Source organism: Flavobacterium algicola (assembly GCF_022399565.1).
In the GTDB taxonomy this organism is placed as follows: domain Bacteria; phylum Bacteroidota; class Bacteroidia; order Flavobacteriales; family Flavobacteriaceae; genus Flavobacterium; species Flavobacterium algicola.
This window is the reverse complement of the sequence record NZ_JAJTUT010000001.1, coordinates 491,652-508,221: the sequence shown is the minus strand read 5'-3', so window position 1 is coordinate 508,221 and position 16,570 is coordinate 491,652. Positions and strand designations below refer to the sequence as shown.

The following is a 16,570-nucleotide window of genomic DNA, read 5'->3' as shown; positions in this document are numbered from 1 at the left end:
ATTCGAGTGTAAAAATAAGCATATAGAAATAACTATACTAGTTCATTCTTATTTTTTATCCTGTGTTGGCGGAAATTGAGCGATAATTTTAGCAACAAATTCATTTATTTGTTCTTCTTTCCTAGATCTGTTTTCTGTCAATGATCCAATTCCTTCACCTTCCCAAATTAATTCTTTCTTTTTGGCATCGATTAAATCAATGTATAAAGTTCCCTCTGTGGTCGCATTGACAAAAGAGTTTCCGCCCATCATAAACATCGGGTTTCTCCATCCCCAGCCGTAACCCCAGCCAGCATTAAATTGATTTACATTTAGACGTTCTCTCTCTTTGGTCAATATATTAATTAACATATCTGGATTATCACTTTTGGTGTAACCTTTTTTTGTCATCTCATCATCAATTGCGCGTAGAATACGTCTTTTATCTAATTCAGATACCTGAACTTTATCAACGCCGTTCTTATGAAAGGCATATGTTTTAAATTGAGTAAAATCAACTTGTGAGTCGTAATCTGCATTCACACGCACACTAGTACATGAGGTCAAGATTAAAATTAAAAATAAGGGTAGGAGTTTAAGAGTTTTCATAATAAAAATATTTTAGTTATCAATCTGAAGTATAATAAGTTGTGGTATTTTTAATAACTCAAAAATCATACCAATCAAAATTTATTTTTTTATTCTACCAGTTTTCTTGTCGTAACCATAAGGGCAGTGTCGGCAACCATTCTTACAACAATACCCTCTCTTGAGGTGGTGCTTTTCGGTTAAGCATTTGTAACCCTCGGGTGTATAGTAAAAATCTTCTCCTTCAATCAATTTATTTTTGTTACTTTGGTCATCCATGCTATCAAATTAGATCGATAAAGATAGAAGTCTTTCAAGCAAAATTATAAATTTATAAGCAATGTTTTTTGTTGTTACCAAATATTTAACGCCAAAGAGTTTTCGAGGTTTGACACTCTTTCCTTTCGTATTTATGAAATATGCTGCAGACAAAGTCAATGTTGTATTTATTAATCACGAAAAAATCCATCTTAAGCAGCAAATAGAACTTTTAATCATTCCTTTTTTTCTATGGTATGGCTTAGAATATCTCATTAGATTGATACAATATAAAGACAAGTATATTGCCTACAAAAATATAAGTTTTGAAAGAGAAGCCTATGCCAATGAATCTAATTTGGACTACCTGCACCAACGCAAAGCTTTCAAATTCCTATCATACATTCGATCAAAAATCTAAATATTTTTAGGGCGTGCCCCTTCGTAAAAACTACGGGTCAGGCTATTCGTTCCCGCTTTTTTTATCTTGCAGAAAAAGCAAAATAAAAAAGAGCTCCACTACTATCCTTCACGCATACACATCCTGATTTTGTTTTTCTCGGCAAGCACATTTTTGAAATCAAAGAATAAAATTATGTTATATACCAAATAAAAGTTTCCTTTTTTACGTTTTGATGATACCTTTGTAAAAACTACTTCCAATTGAATCAGTCCTTAAATTTAGCGTTTCCCAAAAATATAACGGTTGTTATCAAACGTGAAGACTTGATTCATCCCTTTATTTCAGGTAATAAATTTCGAAAACTAAAATACAATTTACTGCAAGCTAAAGAGGAAGGAGCAGCTACTTTGCTAACTTTTGGTGGCGCTTATTCGAATCATATTGCAGCTGTTGCGTTTGCTGGTAAAGAGCAAGGTTTTAAAACAATCGGACTCATACGTGGTGAGGAACTGGCAAGCAAAATTCAAGACAATCCCACACTTAAATTTGCACAAGAATGCGGAATGGAATTTGAATTTATCACTAGGGAGAACTACCGTTTAAAGGAAGAGTCTAGTTTTATAGATGATTTGAAAAAAAAATGGGGAGACTTTTATCTAATTCCAGAAGGGGGTACAAATGCATTGGCCATTGATGGCTGCAAAGAAATTCTAACCGAGAATGATGCCGACTTTGATTATGTATGTTGCGCGGTAGGAACAGGCGGAACTATTTCGGGAATCATTGACAGTGCGCTGCCGCATCAAAAAGTTTTGGGTTTTCCAGCTTTAAAAGGCGATTTTTTACAAGATGAAATTTGTACTTTTGTAAAAAACAACAATTGGGAATTGATTCATGACTATCATTTTGGCGGTTATGGTAAGATAACCCCAGAATTGGTCACTTTTATAAATGATTTCTATAAACAAACAAAAATTCCTTTGGATCCTATTTATACAGGAAAAATGGTATTTGGAATCATGGAGATGATTAAGAAAAGCTATTTTCAAGAAAATGCCAAAATACTCCTCATACATACAGGCGGCTTACAAGGCGTAGCAGGAATGAATACAAAATTGAAAAACAAAAAATTACCTTTAATACAAATTCATGATTAAGAAATTCGTTTTAGTCCTTTCATTAGTGACCTTCGTAAGTTGTCACTCTTCAAAATCGACAACATCAACTTCCAAGAAAAGTAGAAATTCCAGTTCGAGTACCATGTCAAGAAACCAAGTGGTTAATGGCTATGTAGATCAATACAAAGGTGTCGCTATGAGTAATATGAAAAAGTACGGAATTCCGGCTAGTATTATTTTGGCTCAAGGAATTTTGGAATCGGGAGCGGGTAGAAGTGAATTGGCTGCAGATGCAAATAATCATTTCGGAATCAAATGTCATAATAACTGGTTGGGTGAGACAATATATCATGATGACGATAAGAGGCAAGAATGTTTTAGAAAATACCGTAACCCAGCAGACTCTTATGAGGATCATGCTGTTTTTTTAACCAGCGGCAGCCGATATGCTAGTTTGTTTAATTTGAAAAAAGATGATTATGAAGGATGGGCAAAAGGACTACGCGCAGCTGGTTATGCAACAGATACAAGGTACCCAAGCAAATTAATTACGTATATTGAAACATACGATTTATCACAATATGATGCGCAAGTTTTAGGAAGAAACTATTCACCTACATCAACCAAAAGAGGTAATAACAATACTCATGAGGTAGAAAAAGGAGATACATTATATTCTATATCAAAAAGATACAATGTATCAGTTGATGATTTAATTCGAAAAAACAATCTTTCAGACAATACAATTTCTATAGGACAGAAACTAAAAATAAACTAAAATAACTTTCAAGCAATGTTATATAAAAGAAGTAGTCAGCTTTTTGCTGAAGCAGAAAAAGTAATTCCAGGTGGTGTTAATTCGCCTGTGAGAGCATTTAAAGCCGTTGGTGGAACACCGATCTTTGTAAAAAGTGCTAAAGGTGCTTACCTTTATGATGAAGACGGAAACCGTTTGATTGATTATATTAATTCATGGGGTCCGATGATTTTGGGTCATGCTTTTGAGCCGGTAGTTAATGCTGTAATCGAAAAAGCAAAATTAGGTACATCATTTGGTATGCCAACAGAATTAGAGACACAAATTGCAGCTTTGGCAGTTGCAATGGTTCCTAATATAGATAAAATACGTTTTGTGAATTCGGGTACGGAAGCTTGTATGAGTGCTATTCGTCTTGCTCGAGGTTTTACAAAACGCGATAAAATAATCAAATTTGCAGGTTGCTACCATGGACATTCAGATTCATTTTTGATTCAAGCAGGTAGTGGAGCGATTACTTTTGGATCTCCAAATAGCCCTGGTGTTACTGCTGGAACCGCAAAAGATACCTTGCTCGCAAATTACAATGATTTAGAAAATGTAAAATCTGTTATAGAAGCCAATAAAAGTGAAATTGCAGCAATTATTGTAGAACCTGTTGCAGGTAATATGGGATGTATCCCACCCGTAAAAGGTTTTCTAGAAGGTTTACGTACGCTATGCACAGAAAACGGAATCTTACTTATTTTTGATGAGGTAATGACCGGCTTTAGATTAGCAAAGGGTGGTGTACAAGAATTGTTTAATGTTGATGCTGATATAGTTTGCTTTGGAAAAGTAATTGGAGGAGGTTTACCTGTTGGTGCTTTTGCAGCTCGTAACGAAATCATGAATTATTTAGCTCCAATAGGACCAGTTTACCAAGCAGGAACTTTATCAGGTAATCCACTAGCAATGGCAGCTGGTTTGGCAATGTTGCAAACCTTGAATGAAGATGCTGAAATATTTCAACGCCTAGCAGATAAGACAGCTTATTTAGCAGCAGGGATAGAAAAAGTTTTGCGTGCAAACGGTGTAGTCTTTACTATTAATACAATTGGTTCTATGATATCAGTTCATTTTGATGCTACCCCTGTAGTAGATTTCAAAACTGCAGCTGCCGGTGACAACGAAACTTTTAAGAAATTCTTTCATGGATTATTACAAGAAGGAATTTACATCGCACCTTCAGCTTATGAGACTTGGTTTATTACTGATGCACTTTCCTATGATGATTTAGATTTTACTATTCAAGCAATAGATAAAGTATCAAAAACTTTTTAAAAGTAAAGTGATTTTGTATAAAATAAAAAACTTCCAGTAATTTAAAATTACTGGAAGTTTTTCGTTAGTAAGCATATCAAAAATTAATTATTCCATTGGTTCGGCACCATCTCTTTTCTTTTTGCCTTCGCCTTTTCCTTTATCCATACTAGCTTTCCATTTTTCGAATTGCTCAGGAGTTAGTATCGTTTTTACTTTTTTACCAGATTCTTTCATTTTTTCTTTGTTCTCTTCTCTGCTGTCTGGATTTTCTTTCATGGCTTTTTTGATTGCTGCTTGCTCTTCCAAAACAACACCCATTTTTGCTTGTTGGTCAGCATTTAATGATAATTCCTCAGTCATTTTTTTAAGACGCATTTCAGTACTTACTTCTTGACCTTTTTTCTTATTTCCACCTTGAGCAAAACCTGTAAGTCCAATTGCTAAAAGAGCAACGATAAATAATTTTTTCATTTTATTGTTTTTTAAGTTGTTTAATAGGTATAAGACAATACAATAGAAGAAAGGTTTAATGACTCATAAATTATTAACATAAAATTAATGTTTACGCTAATTTGGCTTCTTATAAAAAATCCTGCTCAAGGCAGGATATTAATTTTGAAAACATTAAATTTTTTATTGAGCAGCAGCTTCTTTAGCGGCCTTTTCTTTCTCCTTAATTACTTTATTTAATTGTTTTTGATCATCAGTAAGTACTGCATTAATTTTTTTTCCAATTTCTTTCGATTTGGCCTTATTCGCTTCTTCATGACTTGGATTCGCTTTAGTGTCCGCTTTTAATGCTGCCTGTTCTTCAAAAAATGGTCTAACTTGCTTTTGTTGATCGGGAGTTAGTAACAACTCAGTCGTCATTTTGTCTAACATTTTTTCGGCTCCTACTTTCTTTTGAGCAAATCCAGTTAAGCTCATAGCTAATAAAGCTACGATAAATACTTTTTTCATTTGAGTAATTTTAAAGTGTAATTTTTGAGATTTGATTGCTAGTTGTACTTGTCTTAAATATCAATATTGCATCATGATAAATGTATTTATATTTCGAATTGAAAAATTAAAATGCTAGTTAAATTTTGAATCGAAAAATTAATATAATTTAAAACTATTTTTCACTTCTTAGACAGCATTTACTGCATAAGTGGTAGTTTTAAAGGTTGCATTTTGATTTTTAATTAAAATAATATGGCAGTTTACAAGACGTTGTTAAAAAAAATAAAAATTGTTGAGTATAATACATGCGAAGCTAGAATTTTCATTATGTTAAAATTAGCTAGCTACTATTAAATTTTAGTTTAAAATTGTATTTTTGCGCCGTGAAAAAATCTTTAATCTTATTAATTGTATTTATACTTGCAAAACCTTTTTTGCCAGTATTGGATTATATTGTTAATTACGATTATATTTCTCAGGTGCTTTGTGAGAACAAAGCAAAACCAGAGCTTCATTGTAATGGTAAATGTCATTTGATGAAAGAACTTGCGAAAGCTTCTGATGAAAATAAAGATAAAACTTCCGATAAAAAGCAAAGCGTAAAACTAATAGGAGAACTTTTCTTTGAAGATGTAAATGCTTTTTCGATCAATACTTTTGCAATAGACCAGATCAATAAAGATACATTCTCGTATCACAATTTGTATTCTTATTTAGATACTTCTTTGGTGTTTCACCCTCCCATTTCTTAATTATAATTTATAGGCTAATTGCGACTATTGCTGTTTATGATTTTATCACAAAGAGTTTATGGTGGTATTTATTATTGTAAAAAAAAAATTATAAAAAAAGAAATAAAATTAAAATGAAAAATAAAATATTTAGAGTTATTGCTATTTTGGCAATGAGCGTTTTTGCAGTATCGTGTACTAGTGATGATGATGTTATAGAGGGAACAGGAAGTTTAACTTTGAAGTATGACAACTCTTTTGGTGATAGTGATTTAATTTTAAGCACACAAGGATATACTACTTCAAGTAGTGAAGTTATAAAAGTAAACACAATCAAATACATTATAAGTAATGTGGTCTTAACAACTACAGATGGGACTGTATATACTTATCCAAAAAGCGAAAGCTATTTTATTATTGATGAGTCTACGACCGGGGGGCAGAGCATTACGCTTACCGATATTCCAGCAGGTGATTACAGCAGTGTGAAATTTGGTATCGGGGTTGATAAAGAACAATATGACCTAGGTATTACAGGGCAAGGTGATTTCTTGACTACGGCTAGTGCTGCAGGAATGACTTGGTCTTGGTCTGCAGGTTATAAATTTTTAGCTTTTGAGGGAGTATTTACTTCTCCAACTGTAACGACTGAAACTGAATTTAAAATTCACAATGGTCAATCTAGCGGAAACTATAACTATGCTGAGGTTTCACTTGATTTACCAACCAATGCTCAAGTGAGAACTACAATTACACCAGCGGTACATTTTATCGTGGATTTGGGTAAAATTGTTGACGGGTCTACTAAGTTTAAATTAAGTGAGAAAGCAACTATCATGGGAGGTTCTGATTTAGTTAATATTACGCAAAACATTACCGAAATGTTTAGAGTAGATCATGTACACAACGACTAATTCGGCATTCAACAAACATTAATTATTTTACAGTAATTCCTATGGTTTTCTTTTGATGATCATAGGTTACTGTATTATGTTTAAACGAAATAAAATGAATATAAAGTATTTGTATTTCTTTTTGTTGCTAGCTGTAGTCGGCTGTACTGATGATGACGATTCCAGTTATGTAAATTTACCATTAGCTTTTGAGTTGCCGTCAAATTTTCCTGCCTTGGCCTATAACATAAGTCTCAATCCACCCACTGAAAAAGGTTTTGAATTAGGTAAAAAACTTTTTTATGATGGTCGATTGGCGTCTGACGGATTAGTGTCTTGCGGATTTTGTCACATTCAAGAAAATGCATTTACACATCACGGGCATACTTTTAGTCATGGAGTAGACGAAGGTATAGGAACTCGAAATGCTCCACCAATCCAGAATCTCGCTTTTCAATCTGTTTTTATGTATGATGGAGCAGCAACCAATTTAGACACGCAGCCAATTATACCTTTGCTTAGCGAAATTGAGATGAATGGCGATCTCACTGCTATCATGGCGATGATGAAGGCCGATAAAACATACCAAACATTATTCAAACAAGCATTTGTAGGGGGGGAGATAAACGCAGAGAATATGCTCAAAGCAATGTCGCAATTTATGGTAATGATCGTTTCTTCAAATTCTAAATTTGACAAGTACAGACGTAATGAATCGGGAGGTGATTTTACAGCAGATGAAGTAGCGGGTTACAGCATTTTTAATTCAAAATGTGCCTCTTGCCATGCTACCGATTTGATGACAGACGATAGTTTCAGAAATAACGGTTTAGCTGTCAATCCGCAAATAAATGATATCGGCAGGTACCGCGTAACAGAGGATGCAGCTGATTATTATAAATTTAAAGTGCCAAGTTTGCGAAATATTGAGAAGACGGCACCTTATATGCATGACGGACGTTTTGGTACGCTCGAACTGGTATTAGAACATTATAATTCAGGCGTAGTTAGTTCCGCAACTTTAGATCCTATTTTAAAACAAAATAGTAGAATAGGGATCGCTTTATCAACAATAGAAAAGACACAATTAATCGCTTTTCTAAAAACATTAACCGACAATCAATATCTTACTGATAAACGATTTTCAGAATATTAAATAGTATGAATACCAAAGTAATAGTACTTATTTCTTGCCTCATGACTTTGCAAGGAATTATGGCAGCTCCAGCGCCAACACCTTTTAAGCCAGTTAGTCAGTTTACTTTTCAAAGTATGCAGCTTGATGCCGCTATGATGGAAGATGATTGTGATGCTTGCGGATGCTCGGCAGCTGGCGGTAGTATGGGTTTCAGTTCAATGATAGATAACAATTTTGTTGGGGTGCGTTATTTTTATCAAAGTTATAGCAGTCGTGAAGGTTATTTTTCAAATTCACCGTGGATTGATGAGAACTTTAATACCACTCAAATTTGGGCTAGAATTCCATTATCTCCAAAAATTCAAATTACGGCACTAGTTCCTTATCAAGATCACACTAGAGAATTTACGGCGGGCTCAGAAAATATAAGTGGTCTGGGAGATATCACAGTTATGGCAACTTATACTGTTTTTGAAACAATGAAGGACACAATAACAATTTACAACCGCTTGCAATTAGGGGGAGGAGTTAAATTGCCGACAGGTAAATTTGATGCTTCTAGTAATTCAGGTCTGGTAAATCAAGGTTTTCAGGTAGGAACAGGTAGTTTGGACTATTTATTACTTGCAGAGCACCAATTAAGTTGGGAAAAATGGGGTCTTAATTCTATGTTGAATTACAACCTCAAAACTGAAAATAAGAAGAATTATCAATTTGGGAATCAGTTTAATTATGGTTCAACACTTTTTTATATGATTAAGTCAGATAAAATGACTTATGTGCCACAACTTGGTATTGCGGGAGAAGTGTATCAATCCAACTGGCAGTTAGGACAATCACTACCTAACACTTCTGGTGATATCTTTTTTAGTAAAATCGGAATCGAAGTGGGTCGTGATAAGTTCAGTTTAGGTGCTAATGTAATGTTACCAATCAATCAAAATCTGGCGGGTGGTTTAATGAAATCCAATTACCGACTAGGATTAAATCTTAATTATTCGCTTTAAAATAAGAAACTAAAGATATATTAAACCTGTAAGATCAATGGAGCTTACAGGTTTTTTTACGTTTTTGGGCTTGCCCATTCGTCATTCCGAAGTATCGGGACCTACTGTTCAGGCTGTACGCTGTATCTTTTTTCGGCAAAAAAAATGCCCAAAAAAAGGATGCCGCTTCCATCCTTCACGCAGTTTAGTCGTGAAATTTAATTTATTTCAGAATCAAATTTCAATTAGATTAAAATTAATAAGGGGTCATGTATGACTAAATACATTATTATAATTTAAAGCTACAATTAGGATATCATAACCGACTTTTCTGTGAAAGTTTGCAACGAATCAAGTAAATTAATCCAAAACGGAATCGTATTTTTGAAAGCATATTACTAAAACTTAGTTATGGTCACTATTCAAGAAGCTTTTTCGATTCTAAAAAATAATTTACCCCATCCTAAAATAGAAGAACTGCTTTTGGCGAAAGCTAAAAAACAAGTTTTAGCAGAAGATGTGATTGCCCCCATAAGTATGCCTCCCTTCAGACAATCGGCAATGGATGGCTTTGCACTCGGACTTTACGATGGTCTGGATTATGAAATAGTAGGCGAAATAAAAGCAGGTGATGGCCATAATGTTGTGCTAAAAGCTGGACAGGCGGTAAAGATTTTTACAGGTGCAGCCGTTCCAGATTCTGCTACTGCGGTGATGCAAATTGAGAAAGTAACTGTGTCTGGAAATAAGTTGAAATTAGAGGAGCATCCTACCATAGAGATGAATATTCGTCCCATGGGAGAACAAAACCTAAAGGGTGCTGTAGTTCTCCAAAAAGGAACCGTACTTAATGCGGCCTGCATTGGTTTTTTGGCTGGAATAGGATTGACTCATGTAAAAGTATTTAGAAAATCAAAAATCGGAATTCTAGTAACCGGAAACGAGTTGGTGAAACCCGGACTTCCGTTGGAGTATGGTAAAATTTATGAGAGTAATTCAGTTATGCTTGAAGTTGCGCTCGAAGAAGCTTTTTATGACTGTACCAATACTTACAACGTAAATGATAATTTTGAAAACACCAAGGATAAAATAGCAAAGGCTTTGGAGGAAAATGATGTGATCCTAATTTCGGGAGGAATTTCTGTTGGGGATTATGATTTTGTTGCAAAAGCACTTGAAGCATTAAATGTAGAAACGCTTTTTTATAAAGTGAAGCAAAAACCAGGGAAACCACTTTTTGCAGGAAAACTAAATGATAAAATGATTTTTGCTTTGCCAGGAAATCCAGCTGCATCACTTACGTGCTTTTATGTATATGTGTTACCTAGCTTACAGATGATTTCGGGTCACGAACTTGATTACGGACAAACATTCTCAAAGAAATTAACCCATGATTTTACGGTAAGTAATGCCCGAAATCAGTTTTTAAAAGCCCACATTCAAGGGGATGAAGTTACTGTATTAACTCATCAGAATTCTTCCATGTTAAATACGTTTGCAATCTCAAACGGATTAATGTACGTCGAAGATGGAGGTTATGAATTAAAAGAAGGAGATTCGGTAGAAGTTTATGTAATTAAATAATTGATACAGAAGTATTTAATTTTTATTTAAAATATAAAATTCAGACGCCATTAATTTTTTAATTAAAATAGATAACGTACTTTCTAAAAGCTATAATCACAAAGGTTATGGCCTTTTTGTTTTTTTGTAAATAAAGGTTTCGTTATATTTGTGAAAGTATAACGGTAAAAAAGCCCGCTTTGAAAATAAAAAGTAAAATTTGGATTGAGACAGAAGAGGGTATTCTAATTAGCGAAGGGCGTGTCAAATTATTGAAACTTATCGCAGAAACGGGTTCGCTCAATAAAGCGGCCAAGGCAATGGAACTATCGTATCAAAAAGCTTGGAAATTAGTTGATGGCGCTAATAAATCGGCAAAACATCCTTTAATTGAAACGCAAGTTGGAGGAAACAAAGGCGGCGGAACTGTATTAACGGCCTATGGCAAGTTGTTAATTGAATCTTTTGATGCTATCAATGCAAATTGTTGGGAGTTTTTGGATAAGGAGTTTAAGAAATATGATTTATAATTATGATTAATTTGTTTGATATGCCTTTGTTGTTGGTACTATTACCAATTGTTGCCTTTTTATATGCTAGTGTTGGTCATGGCGGTGCTAGTGGTTATTTGGCTTTAATGAGTGCTTTTGCTTTTCCGGAAACATTTATGAAACCCACTGCTTTAGTACTGAATATTTTGGTGTCTGGAGTTTCATTTTATTTTTATTACAGAGAAAAAGAATTCAAATGGAAATTGTTTTATCCCTTTGCAATAACCTCCATCCCCTTTTCATTTCTAGGAGGATATATTTCGGTTTCTGGCTATTATTATAAAATTATATTGGCAACTGTTTTGATATTTGCTGTCATGAGATTGGTAGGGCTTTTGGGAAAAGAAAAAAAGGAAGTAAGAGAACTAAATTTGTACGGTGCTTTAATCGCGGGGGCTGTAATTGGGTTCTTGTCTGGTTTAATTGGAATTGGGGGCGGAATCATATTGAGTCCTGTTATTATTTTAATGGGATGGGGAACAATGAAACAGACGGCAGCAGTGTCGGCATTATTTATTTTAGTCAATTCTATTTCTGGAATTACAGGTTTTTTATCCAAAGGTGGCGCTTTACCTGAATCATCATTGCCATTAGTCGGAATTGTATTTGTTGGTGGTTTTTTTGGTGCTTATTATGGCAGTAAAAAATTCAACTCTGTCGTACTCAAAAATGTGCTGGCTGTTGTTTTGGCGATTGCAATCTATAAGTTGTATGTCACGGCTTAAAGAGGATTGCTTATTTAATAGGATTTTTTAATAAAAGAATTAGATCATGGAGAAACAGTATACAGCTTACATTTTGGCTGGTGGAAAAAGCCAGAGAATGGGAACAGACAAAGGTCTTCTGACTTTGAATGGAGAAACTTTTATAAGTCATATTTGTACAGCGCTAAAGCCTTTAGTAGGAGAAAATATTGTTATTGTATCTTCTAATGAAGATTATGATGAGTTAGGATTTCCTAGAATCGAGGATTTAATAGATAATAAAGGTCCAGTGGGTGGAATTTATACGGCATTAAAACATTCTAAAACTAAATTTAATTTTATATTGAGTGTTGATACTCCGCTAGTTTCTAGTGATTTATTAGCTTGGTTGGCTAAATCACATGATGATGGCTTTATGATGACTCAGCTTAAGGTTGGTCAGAAAGCGAGTCCGTTGATTGCAATTTATGATCGCTCATGCAACACGCTTTGTGGTGAACACATAGCGGGTAATCAATTAAAATTACGTCGATTAATTGACGAATTATCGCATCAAACTCTCGACGTACCGGAAAAATGGAGCAAACAAATACAAAATATCAATACTCCAGAAGAATATAAAAACATACAATCATGATTATAAATACCAAATATTTTGGTTTGATTGCTGATATCACCAATAAGAAGGAAGAAAAATTGCAATTGGATGGAGGGAAAATGTCTGTAGCTTCTCTAAAATTGTTGATGGAAAATAATTATCCTGATTTAAAAAAAACAACTTATTCGATTGCTGTAAATCAAACTATGGTCGAAGAAGAAACATTTTTAAATGAGCAAGATATTATTGCTTTTTTGCCTCCATTTGCAGGAGGATGATAGCAATAATAACTTAGTGCTGACATGAGTTTCAGAATAATATCGTTAAATATATAGAATAAAATCGGGTAAAATCAATTAGCATAAAGGTCACATTTAAATGAGATACAACCGTCAAATCATACTTCCTGAAGTTGGAGATATAGGTCAGCAGAAATTACGAAAGGCTCGTGTCTTGGTAATTGGTGCTGGTGGTTTGGGCTGTCCGGTTTTACAAAATTTGACAGCAGCCGGTGTTGGGTATATAGGAGTGGTAGATGGTGATGTTGTTGAAGAATCAAATTTGCACCGTCAGTTATTATACAACCACAAGCACATTGGTCAAAGTAAAGCAGCAGTTGCGGCAGAAGTGATAGCCGAAATGAATCCGGATGTTGAAATAAAGAGCTACAAGCAATTTTTTAATCGAAAGAATGCGATGGAAACCGTAGTTGACTATGATATAATTGTTGATTGCACAGATACAATTGCAGTGCGTTATCTCATCAACGACGTCGCAGTTTATCATAAGATTCCAGTTGTTTACGCTTCAATTTATCGCTTTGAAGGTCAAGTATCGGTTTTCAATTACAATAATGGCCCATGTTACCGTTGTCTTTTTCCTGAAAAAGAAGGCGTACAGCAGACACCAAATTGCGAAGTGATGGGGGTTCTAGGAGTATTGCCAAATACATTGGGTGCTTTTCAAGCGACTGAAGTATTAAAAATTATTTTAGGAATTGGCGACGTTTTATCTGGGAAACTAATGCTTTATGATGCTTTGCAATTTCATACTCAAATAATTAATTATGCAAGAAACGCAAAGCAGATTGAAAAGAGCTATATCAATGGTAGCTTACTCTACAACCAAAAACAGGAACTCGAAGAGCTAGATGAAAATACTTTTTTAGAAAAAATAAAGCAGAAGAATGTTATTGTTTTAGACGTTCGCCAAGCTAACAGTCCAGCTTTGATTGTAGGGGAGAATGTCATGCAGGTTCCGCTTGAAAAATTAGAAACCTATTGCCAAGCAATGGATAAATCTGCAGCGGTCATTTTGTTTTGTAATACAGGACAGAGAAGTCTAATGGGATTAGAATTATTAAAAAAACAAGGATTTGAAACTGTTTTTCATTTAGAAAAAGGAATTCAATCAGTAGAAAAATATAAAGAATAAATAGTATGGCAGGAGAGAAACCTAAAAAAAGTTCCTTTATTCAGGGTCAGATTTCATCAACGTTTATTGGTGATTCGATTGCAAAACACCAAACGAAGACATCAATAGGTGCACATAATATATTTTTGGGACAAGTTCGTGCGGATGTTATTGATGAGAAAACCGTAACCGCAATTGAATATACGGCTTATGAAGAAATGGCGGAACAATCTTTTTATGAAATAAGAGAAGCTGCTTTTGCTAAATATGAGTTGACTTGCATGCATATATACCACAGCCTAGGTACTGTTAAGGCAGGTGAAATCTGCTTGTTTGTATTTGTCTCGGCTCCAAGACGTAAGGTTGTTTATGAAGCACTGGAGTTTTTGGTGGAAGAGATAAAAAAGAGTGTCGCTATTTTTGGAAAAGAAATTTTTGAAGATGAAAGTTATATTTGGAAAGAAAATTCTTAGAAGGTTTAAGGCTAATTAAGTGGTTAGAAATTTGAAAGGAGTCTTTTTTATTTTCAACTGAACTTGAATAAAATTAGGGTTTGCGTGAGGGATTATAGTGGAAATCCTTTTCTGGGGCTTTTTTGCCCCAAAAAAGATTGAAACGAAAAGCCCGACCCGTAGGGACACGCCCAAAAGAATATTTTTACAACAGCGCTAAAAGCCAAGTGCCAATAGCCAAAAGCAAAAAAATGGTAGATATTACACATAAGATTATTACACAACGCACTGCAACGGCACAAGCTATTGTAAAAGTTGGCGCTCAAGCGACAATGCAGGCGATTATAAATAAGACTGTTCCTAAGGGCGATGTGCTTGAAGTTGCGAGAACAGCAGGACTTTTTGCTGTTAAAAACACTTCGAATTCAATACCAGATTGTCATCCTATGCCGATTGAGTTTACCGGAATCGAATATGAATTTCAGGAAGATGCTATATTGATAAAAGTAACTGTAAAAGCAATTTACAGAACTGGTGTAGAAGTAGAAGCTATGCACGGAGCTTCGATTGTAGCTTTAACAATGTATGATATGTTGAAGCCAATTGATAAGCAAGTAGAAATTTTAAATATCAAATTGTTACATAAAAAGGGAGGGAAGTCTGATTTTGGCAAAAATGATGTACCCGATTTGGGAGTTTCTGTCATTGTATGTTCAGACAGTGTGTCTAGCGGGAAGAAAGAAGATAGGGCAGGGAAGGTCATTTTGGATAAGGTCAAAAATCTGGGACTCCGCGTTTCCAATTATACTGTTATTCCAGATGAGGTTTTGGATATTCAATCGGCGATAACTGATTTATGTGAAAGTAAAACAGACTTAATAATTTTAACCGGAGGCACAGGATTATCAAATCGTGATGTTACTCCAGAGGCTGTGATACCAATGCTGGATCGCCGTATTCCTGGAATCGAAGAAGCCATTCGTGCTTATGGACAAGATCGAACACCCTATGCAATGTTATCACGCTCGGTAGTTGGTTTTAAAGGAACTACTTTGATCATGGCTTTACCAGGATCTACGGCTGGAGCAAGTGAATCTATGGATGCTGTTTTTCCTTCGATTCTACATTTATTCAAAATACTTAACGGATTCAATCATGGTGCCTAACAAAATTTTGCAGGACACACACGGTCGCGGCCATAACTATTTGCGTATCTCGATTACAGAACATTGTAATTTGAGGTGTACGTACTGTATGCCTGCAGAAGGGATTTCGTTAACACCAAAACCGCACTTGATGAATGCAGATGAGATTGTGACCATTGCAGAAACATTTGTAAATTTGGGTGTAACCAAAATAAGATTGACCGGTGGTGAGCCTTTGGTACGCAAAGATGCCAAAGATGTTATAAGACGCCTCGGTAAATTGGGTGTAGAATTGACTATTACAACCAACGGGATTTTAGTTCATGATTTTATTGATACTTTTAAGGAAGCGGGCATTACAGGACTCAATGTGAGTATTGATAGTTTGAATAAAGAAAAGTTCAACCTCATAACACGTCGTAATTATTTTGACCAGTTTTGGGAAAATTTGGAGCTATTGTACAAACATGATTTTAATTTAAGATTGAATGTTGTGGTGATGAAAGGCTTTAATGACAATGAAATTATTGATTTTATCGAATTGACAAAAGATCGTAACATTATGATTCGTTTTATCGAATTCATGCCATTTGATGGCAATAAATGGAATAAGGAAAAATTGGTTTCTTACGCTGAAATTATTAATCAGGCCAATGATAATTACGGAATAACAAGAGTAGAAAGGCTTGTTGACAAACCAAACGATACGGCCAAGAATCATAAAATAGCAGGCTACAAGGGAAGTTTTTCGGTTATCAGTTCGGTGACAAATCCTTTTTGTAGTACTTGCAATCGCATACGATTAACAGCAGACGGGAAATTAAAGAATTGTTTGTTCTCTAATACCGAAACTTCCTTGCTAGAAACTTTAAGAGCAGGTGACTCGATCGAACCTTTGCTAGCGGAAAATATTCAATCCAAGCATGCCATGCGTGGAGGTATGGATGATGATGCCAAATTTCAGAATCCAGCTTTATTTTCTCAAAATAGAAGCATGATTAAGATTGGCGGATAAACAAAAAAAGAACATCATTACGATGTTCTTT

General features: G+C 34.7%; 21 protein-coding genes. 17 read left to right on the top strand and 4 right to left on the bottom strand.

Annotation, left to right across the window (positions count from 1 at the left end):
* Positions 1–48: 48 nt before the first annotated feature.
* Together LXH21_RS02230 and LXH21_RS02225 are read right to left on the bottom strand one after the other, a co-directional pair.
* Complete coding sequence (locus tag LXH21_RS02230) at positions 49–588, bottom strand: DUF4136 domain-containing protein (protein WP_239862376.1); 540 nt, start codon at positions 586–588, stop codon at positions 49–51.
* Positions 589–669: 81 nt separating this feature from the next.
* On the bottom strand, positions 670–846 hold the full coding sequence (locus tag LXH21_RS02225; protein ID WP_239862374.1) for a DUF5522 domain-containing protein: 177 nt from the start codon (positions 844–846) through the stop codon (positions 670–672).
* Positions 847–907: 61 nt separating this feature from the next.
* Here LXH21_RS02225 and LXH21_RS02220 point away from each other — a divergent pair, with 61 nt between their 5' ends.
* From LXH21_RS02220 to hemL, 4 genes are all read left to right on the top strand, one after another.
* On the top strand, positions 908–1,246 hold the full coding sequence (locus LXH21_RS02220) for a hypothetical protein (RefSeq protein WP_239862371.1): 339 nt from the start codon (positions 908–910) through the stop codon (positions 1,244–1,246).
* A 242-nt stretch (positions 1,247–1,488) separates the two neighbouring features.
* Positions 1,489–2,385: a 1-aminocyclopropane-1-carboxylate deaminase/D-cysteine desulfhydrase gene (locus LXH21_RS02215; protein WP_239862369.1), complete on the top strand. Its 897-nt coding sequence runs from the start codon at positions 1,489–1,491 to the stop codon at positions 2,383–2,385.
* The gene (locus LXH21_RS02210) at positions 2,378–3,124 is read left to right on the top strand and encodes a glucosaminidase domain-containing protein (RefSeq protein ID WP_239862367.1); all 747 of its coding nucleotides are present in this window, start codon (positions 2,378–2,380) and stop codon (positions 3,122–3,124) included. The genes LXH21_RS02215 and LXH21_RS02210 overlap by 8 nt, the downstream gene beginning before the upstream one ends.
* Positions 3,125–3,139: 15 nt before the next feature.
* The gene (hemL, locus tag LXH21_RS02205; protein ID WP_239862365.1) at positions 3,140–4,426 is read left to right on the top strand and encodes a glutamate-1-semialdehyde 2,1-aminomutase; all 1,287 of its coding nucleotides are present in this window, start codon (positions 3,140–3,142) and stop codon (positions 4,424–4,426) included.
* Positions 4,427–4,513: 87 nt separating this feature from the next.
* Here hemL and LXH21_RS02200 read toward each other — a convergent pair whose 3' ends face one another.
* Entirely contained in the window at positions 4,514–4,879 is a 366-nt protein-coding gene (locus LXH21_RS02200; protein WP_239862363.1) for a hypothetical protein, read from the bottom strand.
* A gap of 162 nt (positions 4,880–5,041) precedes the next feature.
* A complete protein-coding gene (locus LXH21_RS02195; protein ID WP_239862361.1) occupies positions 5,042–5,368 on the bottom strand; it encodes a hypothetical protein in 327 nt (108 codons plus the stop codon).
* Positions 5,369–5,733: 365 nt separating this feature from the next.
* Between LXH21_RS02195 and LXH21_RS02190 the strand changes: the two genes are divergently transcribed.
* The 13 genes from LXH21_RS02190 to moaA all read left to right on the top strand — a co-directional run bounded on the left by LXH21_RS02190 (position 5,734) and on the right by moaA (position 16,539).
* Entirely contained in the window at positions 5,734–6,102 is a 369-nt protein-coding gene (locus LXH21_RS02190; protein WP_239862359.1) for a hypothetical protein, read from the top strand.
* A gap of 113 nt (positions 6,103–6,215) precedes the next feature.
* On the top strand, positions 6,216–6,995 hold the full coding sequence (locus LXH21_RS02185; protein ID WP_239862357.1) for an MbnP family protein: 780 nt from the start codon (positions 6,216–6,218) through the stop codon (positions 6,993–6,995).
* Positions 6,996–7,089: 94 nt separating this feature from the next.
* The gene (locus tag LXH21_RS02180) at positions 7,090–8,130 is read left to right on the top strand and encodes a cytochrome-c peroxidase (RefSeq protein WP_239862356.1); all 1,041 of its coding nucleotides are present in this window, start codon (positions 7,090–7,092) and stop codon (positions 8,128–8,130) included.
* A gap of 5 nt (positions 8,131–8,135) precedes the next feature.
* Complete coding sequence (locus LXH21_RS02175; RefSeq protein WP_239862354.1) at positions 8,136–9,119, top strand: transporter family protein; 984 nt, start codon at positions 8,136–8,138, stop codon at positions 9,117–9,119.
* A gap of 390 nt (positions 9,120–9,509) precedes the next feature.
* Positions 9,510–10,682: a molybdopterin molybdotransferase MoeA gene (locus LXH21_RS02170; protein WP_239862353.1), complete on the top strand. Its 1,173-nt coding sequence runs from the start codon at positions 9,510–9,512 to the stop codon at positions 10,680–10,682.
* 179 nt (positions 10,683–10,861) lie between these two features.
* On the top strand, positions 10,862–11,191 hold the full coding sequence (locus tag LXH21_RS02165) for a winged helix-turn-helix domain-containing protein (protein ID WP_239862351.1): 330 nt from the start codon (positions 10,862–10,864) through the stop codon (positions 11,189–11,191).
* Between the two features lie 2 nt (positions 11,192–11,193).
* Positions 11,194–11,937, top strand: a complete 744-nt coding sequence (locus LXH21_RS02160) for a sulfite exporter TauE/SafE family protein (RefSeq protein WP_239862349.1) — start codon at positions 11,194–11,196, stop codon at positions 11,935–11,937.
* A 46-nt stretch (positions 11,938–11,983) separates the two neighbouring features.
* The gene (mobA, locus tag LXH21_RS02155; RefSeq protein ID WP_239862347.1) at positions 11,984–12,553 is read left to right on the top strand and encodes a molybdenum cofactor guanylyltransferase; all 570 of its coding nucleotides are present in this window, start codon (positions 11,984–11,986) and stop codon (positions 12,551–12,553) included.
* Entirely contained in the window at positions 12,550–12,792 is a 243-nt protein-coding gene (locus LXH21_RS02150; RefSeq protein ID WP_239862345.1) for a MoaD/ThiS family protein, read from the top strand. Before mobA ends, LXH21_RS02150 begins: the two co-directional genes overlap by 4 nt.
* Positions 12,793–12,892: 100 nt before the next feature.
* Positions 12,893–13,948: a HesA/MoeB/ThiF family protein gene (locus LXH21_RS02145; protein WP_239862343.1), complete on the top strand. Its 1,056-nt coding sequence runs from the start codon at positions 12,893–12,895 to the stop codon at positions 13,946–13,948.
* A 5-nt stretch (positions 13,949–13,953) separates the two neighbouring features.
* On the top strand, positions 13,954–14,400 hold the full coding sequence (locus LXH21_RS02140) for a molybdenum cofactor biosynthesis protein MoaE (RefSeq protein ID WP_239862342.1): 447 nt from the start codon (positions 13,954–13,956) through the stop codon (positions 14,398–14,400).
* A 230-nt stretch (positions 14,401–14,630) separates the two neighbouring features.
* Positions 14,631–15,545 carry a bifunctional molybdenum cofactor biosynthesis protein MoaC/MoaB gene (moaCB, locus tag LXH21_RS02135; RefSeq protein WP_239863646.1) on the top strand — a complete coding sequence of 305 codons (915 nt, stop codon included), beginning with the start codon at positions 14,631–14,633 and terminating at the stop codon, positions 15,543–15,545.
* Positions 15,535–16,539: a GTP 3',8-cyclase MoaA gene (gene moaA / locus LXH21_RS02130; RefSeq protein WP_239862340.1), complete on the top strand. Its 1,005-nt coding sequence runs from the start codon at positions 15,535–15,537 to the stop codon at positions 16,537–16,539. The genes moaCB and moaA overlap by 11 nt, the downstream gene beginning before the upstream one ends.
* The last annotated feature ends 31 nt before the right edge of the window (positions 16,540–16,570 follow it).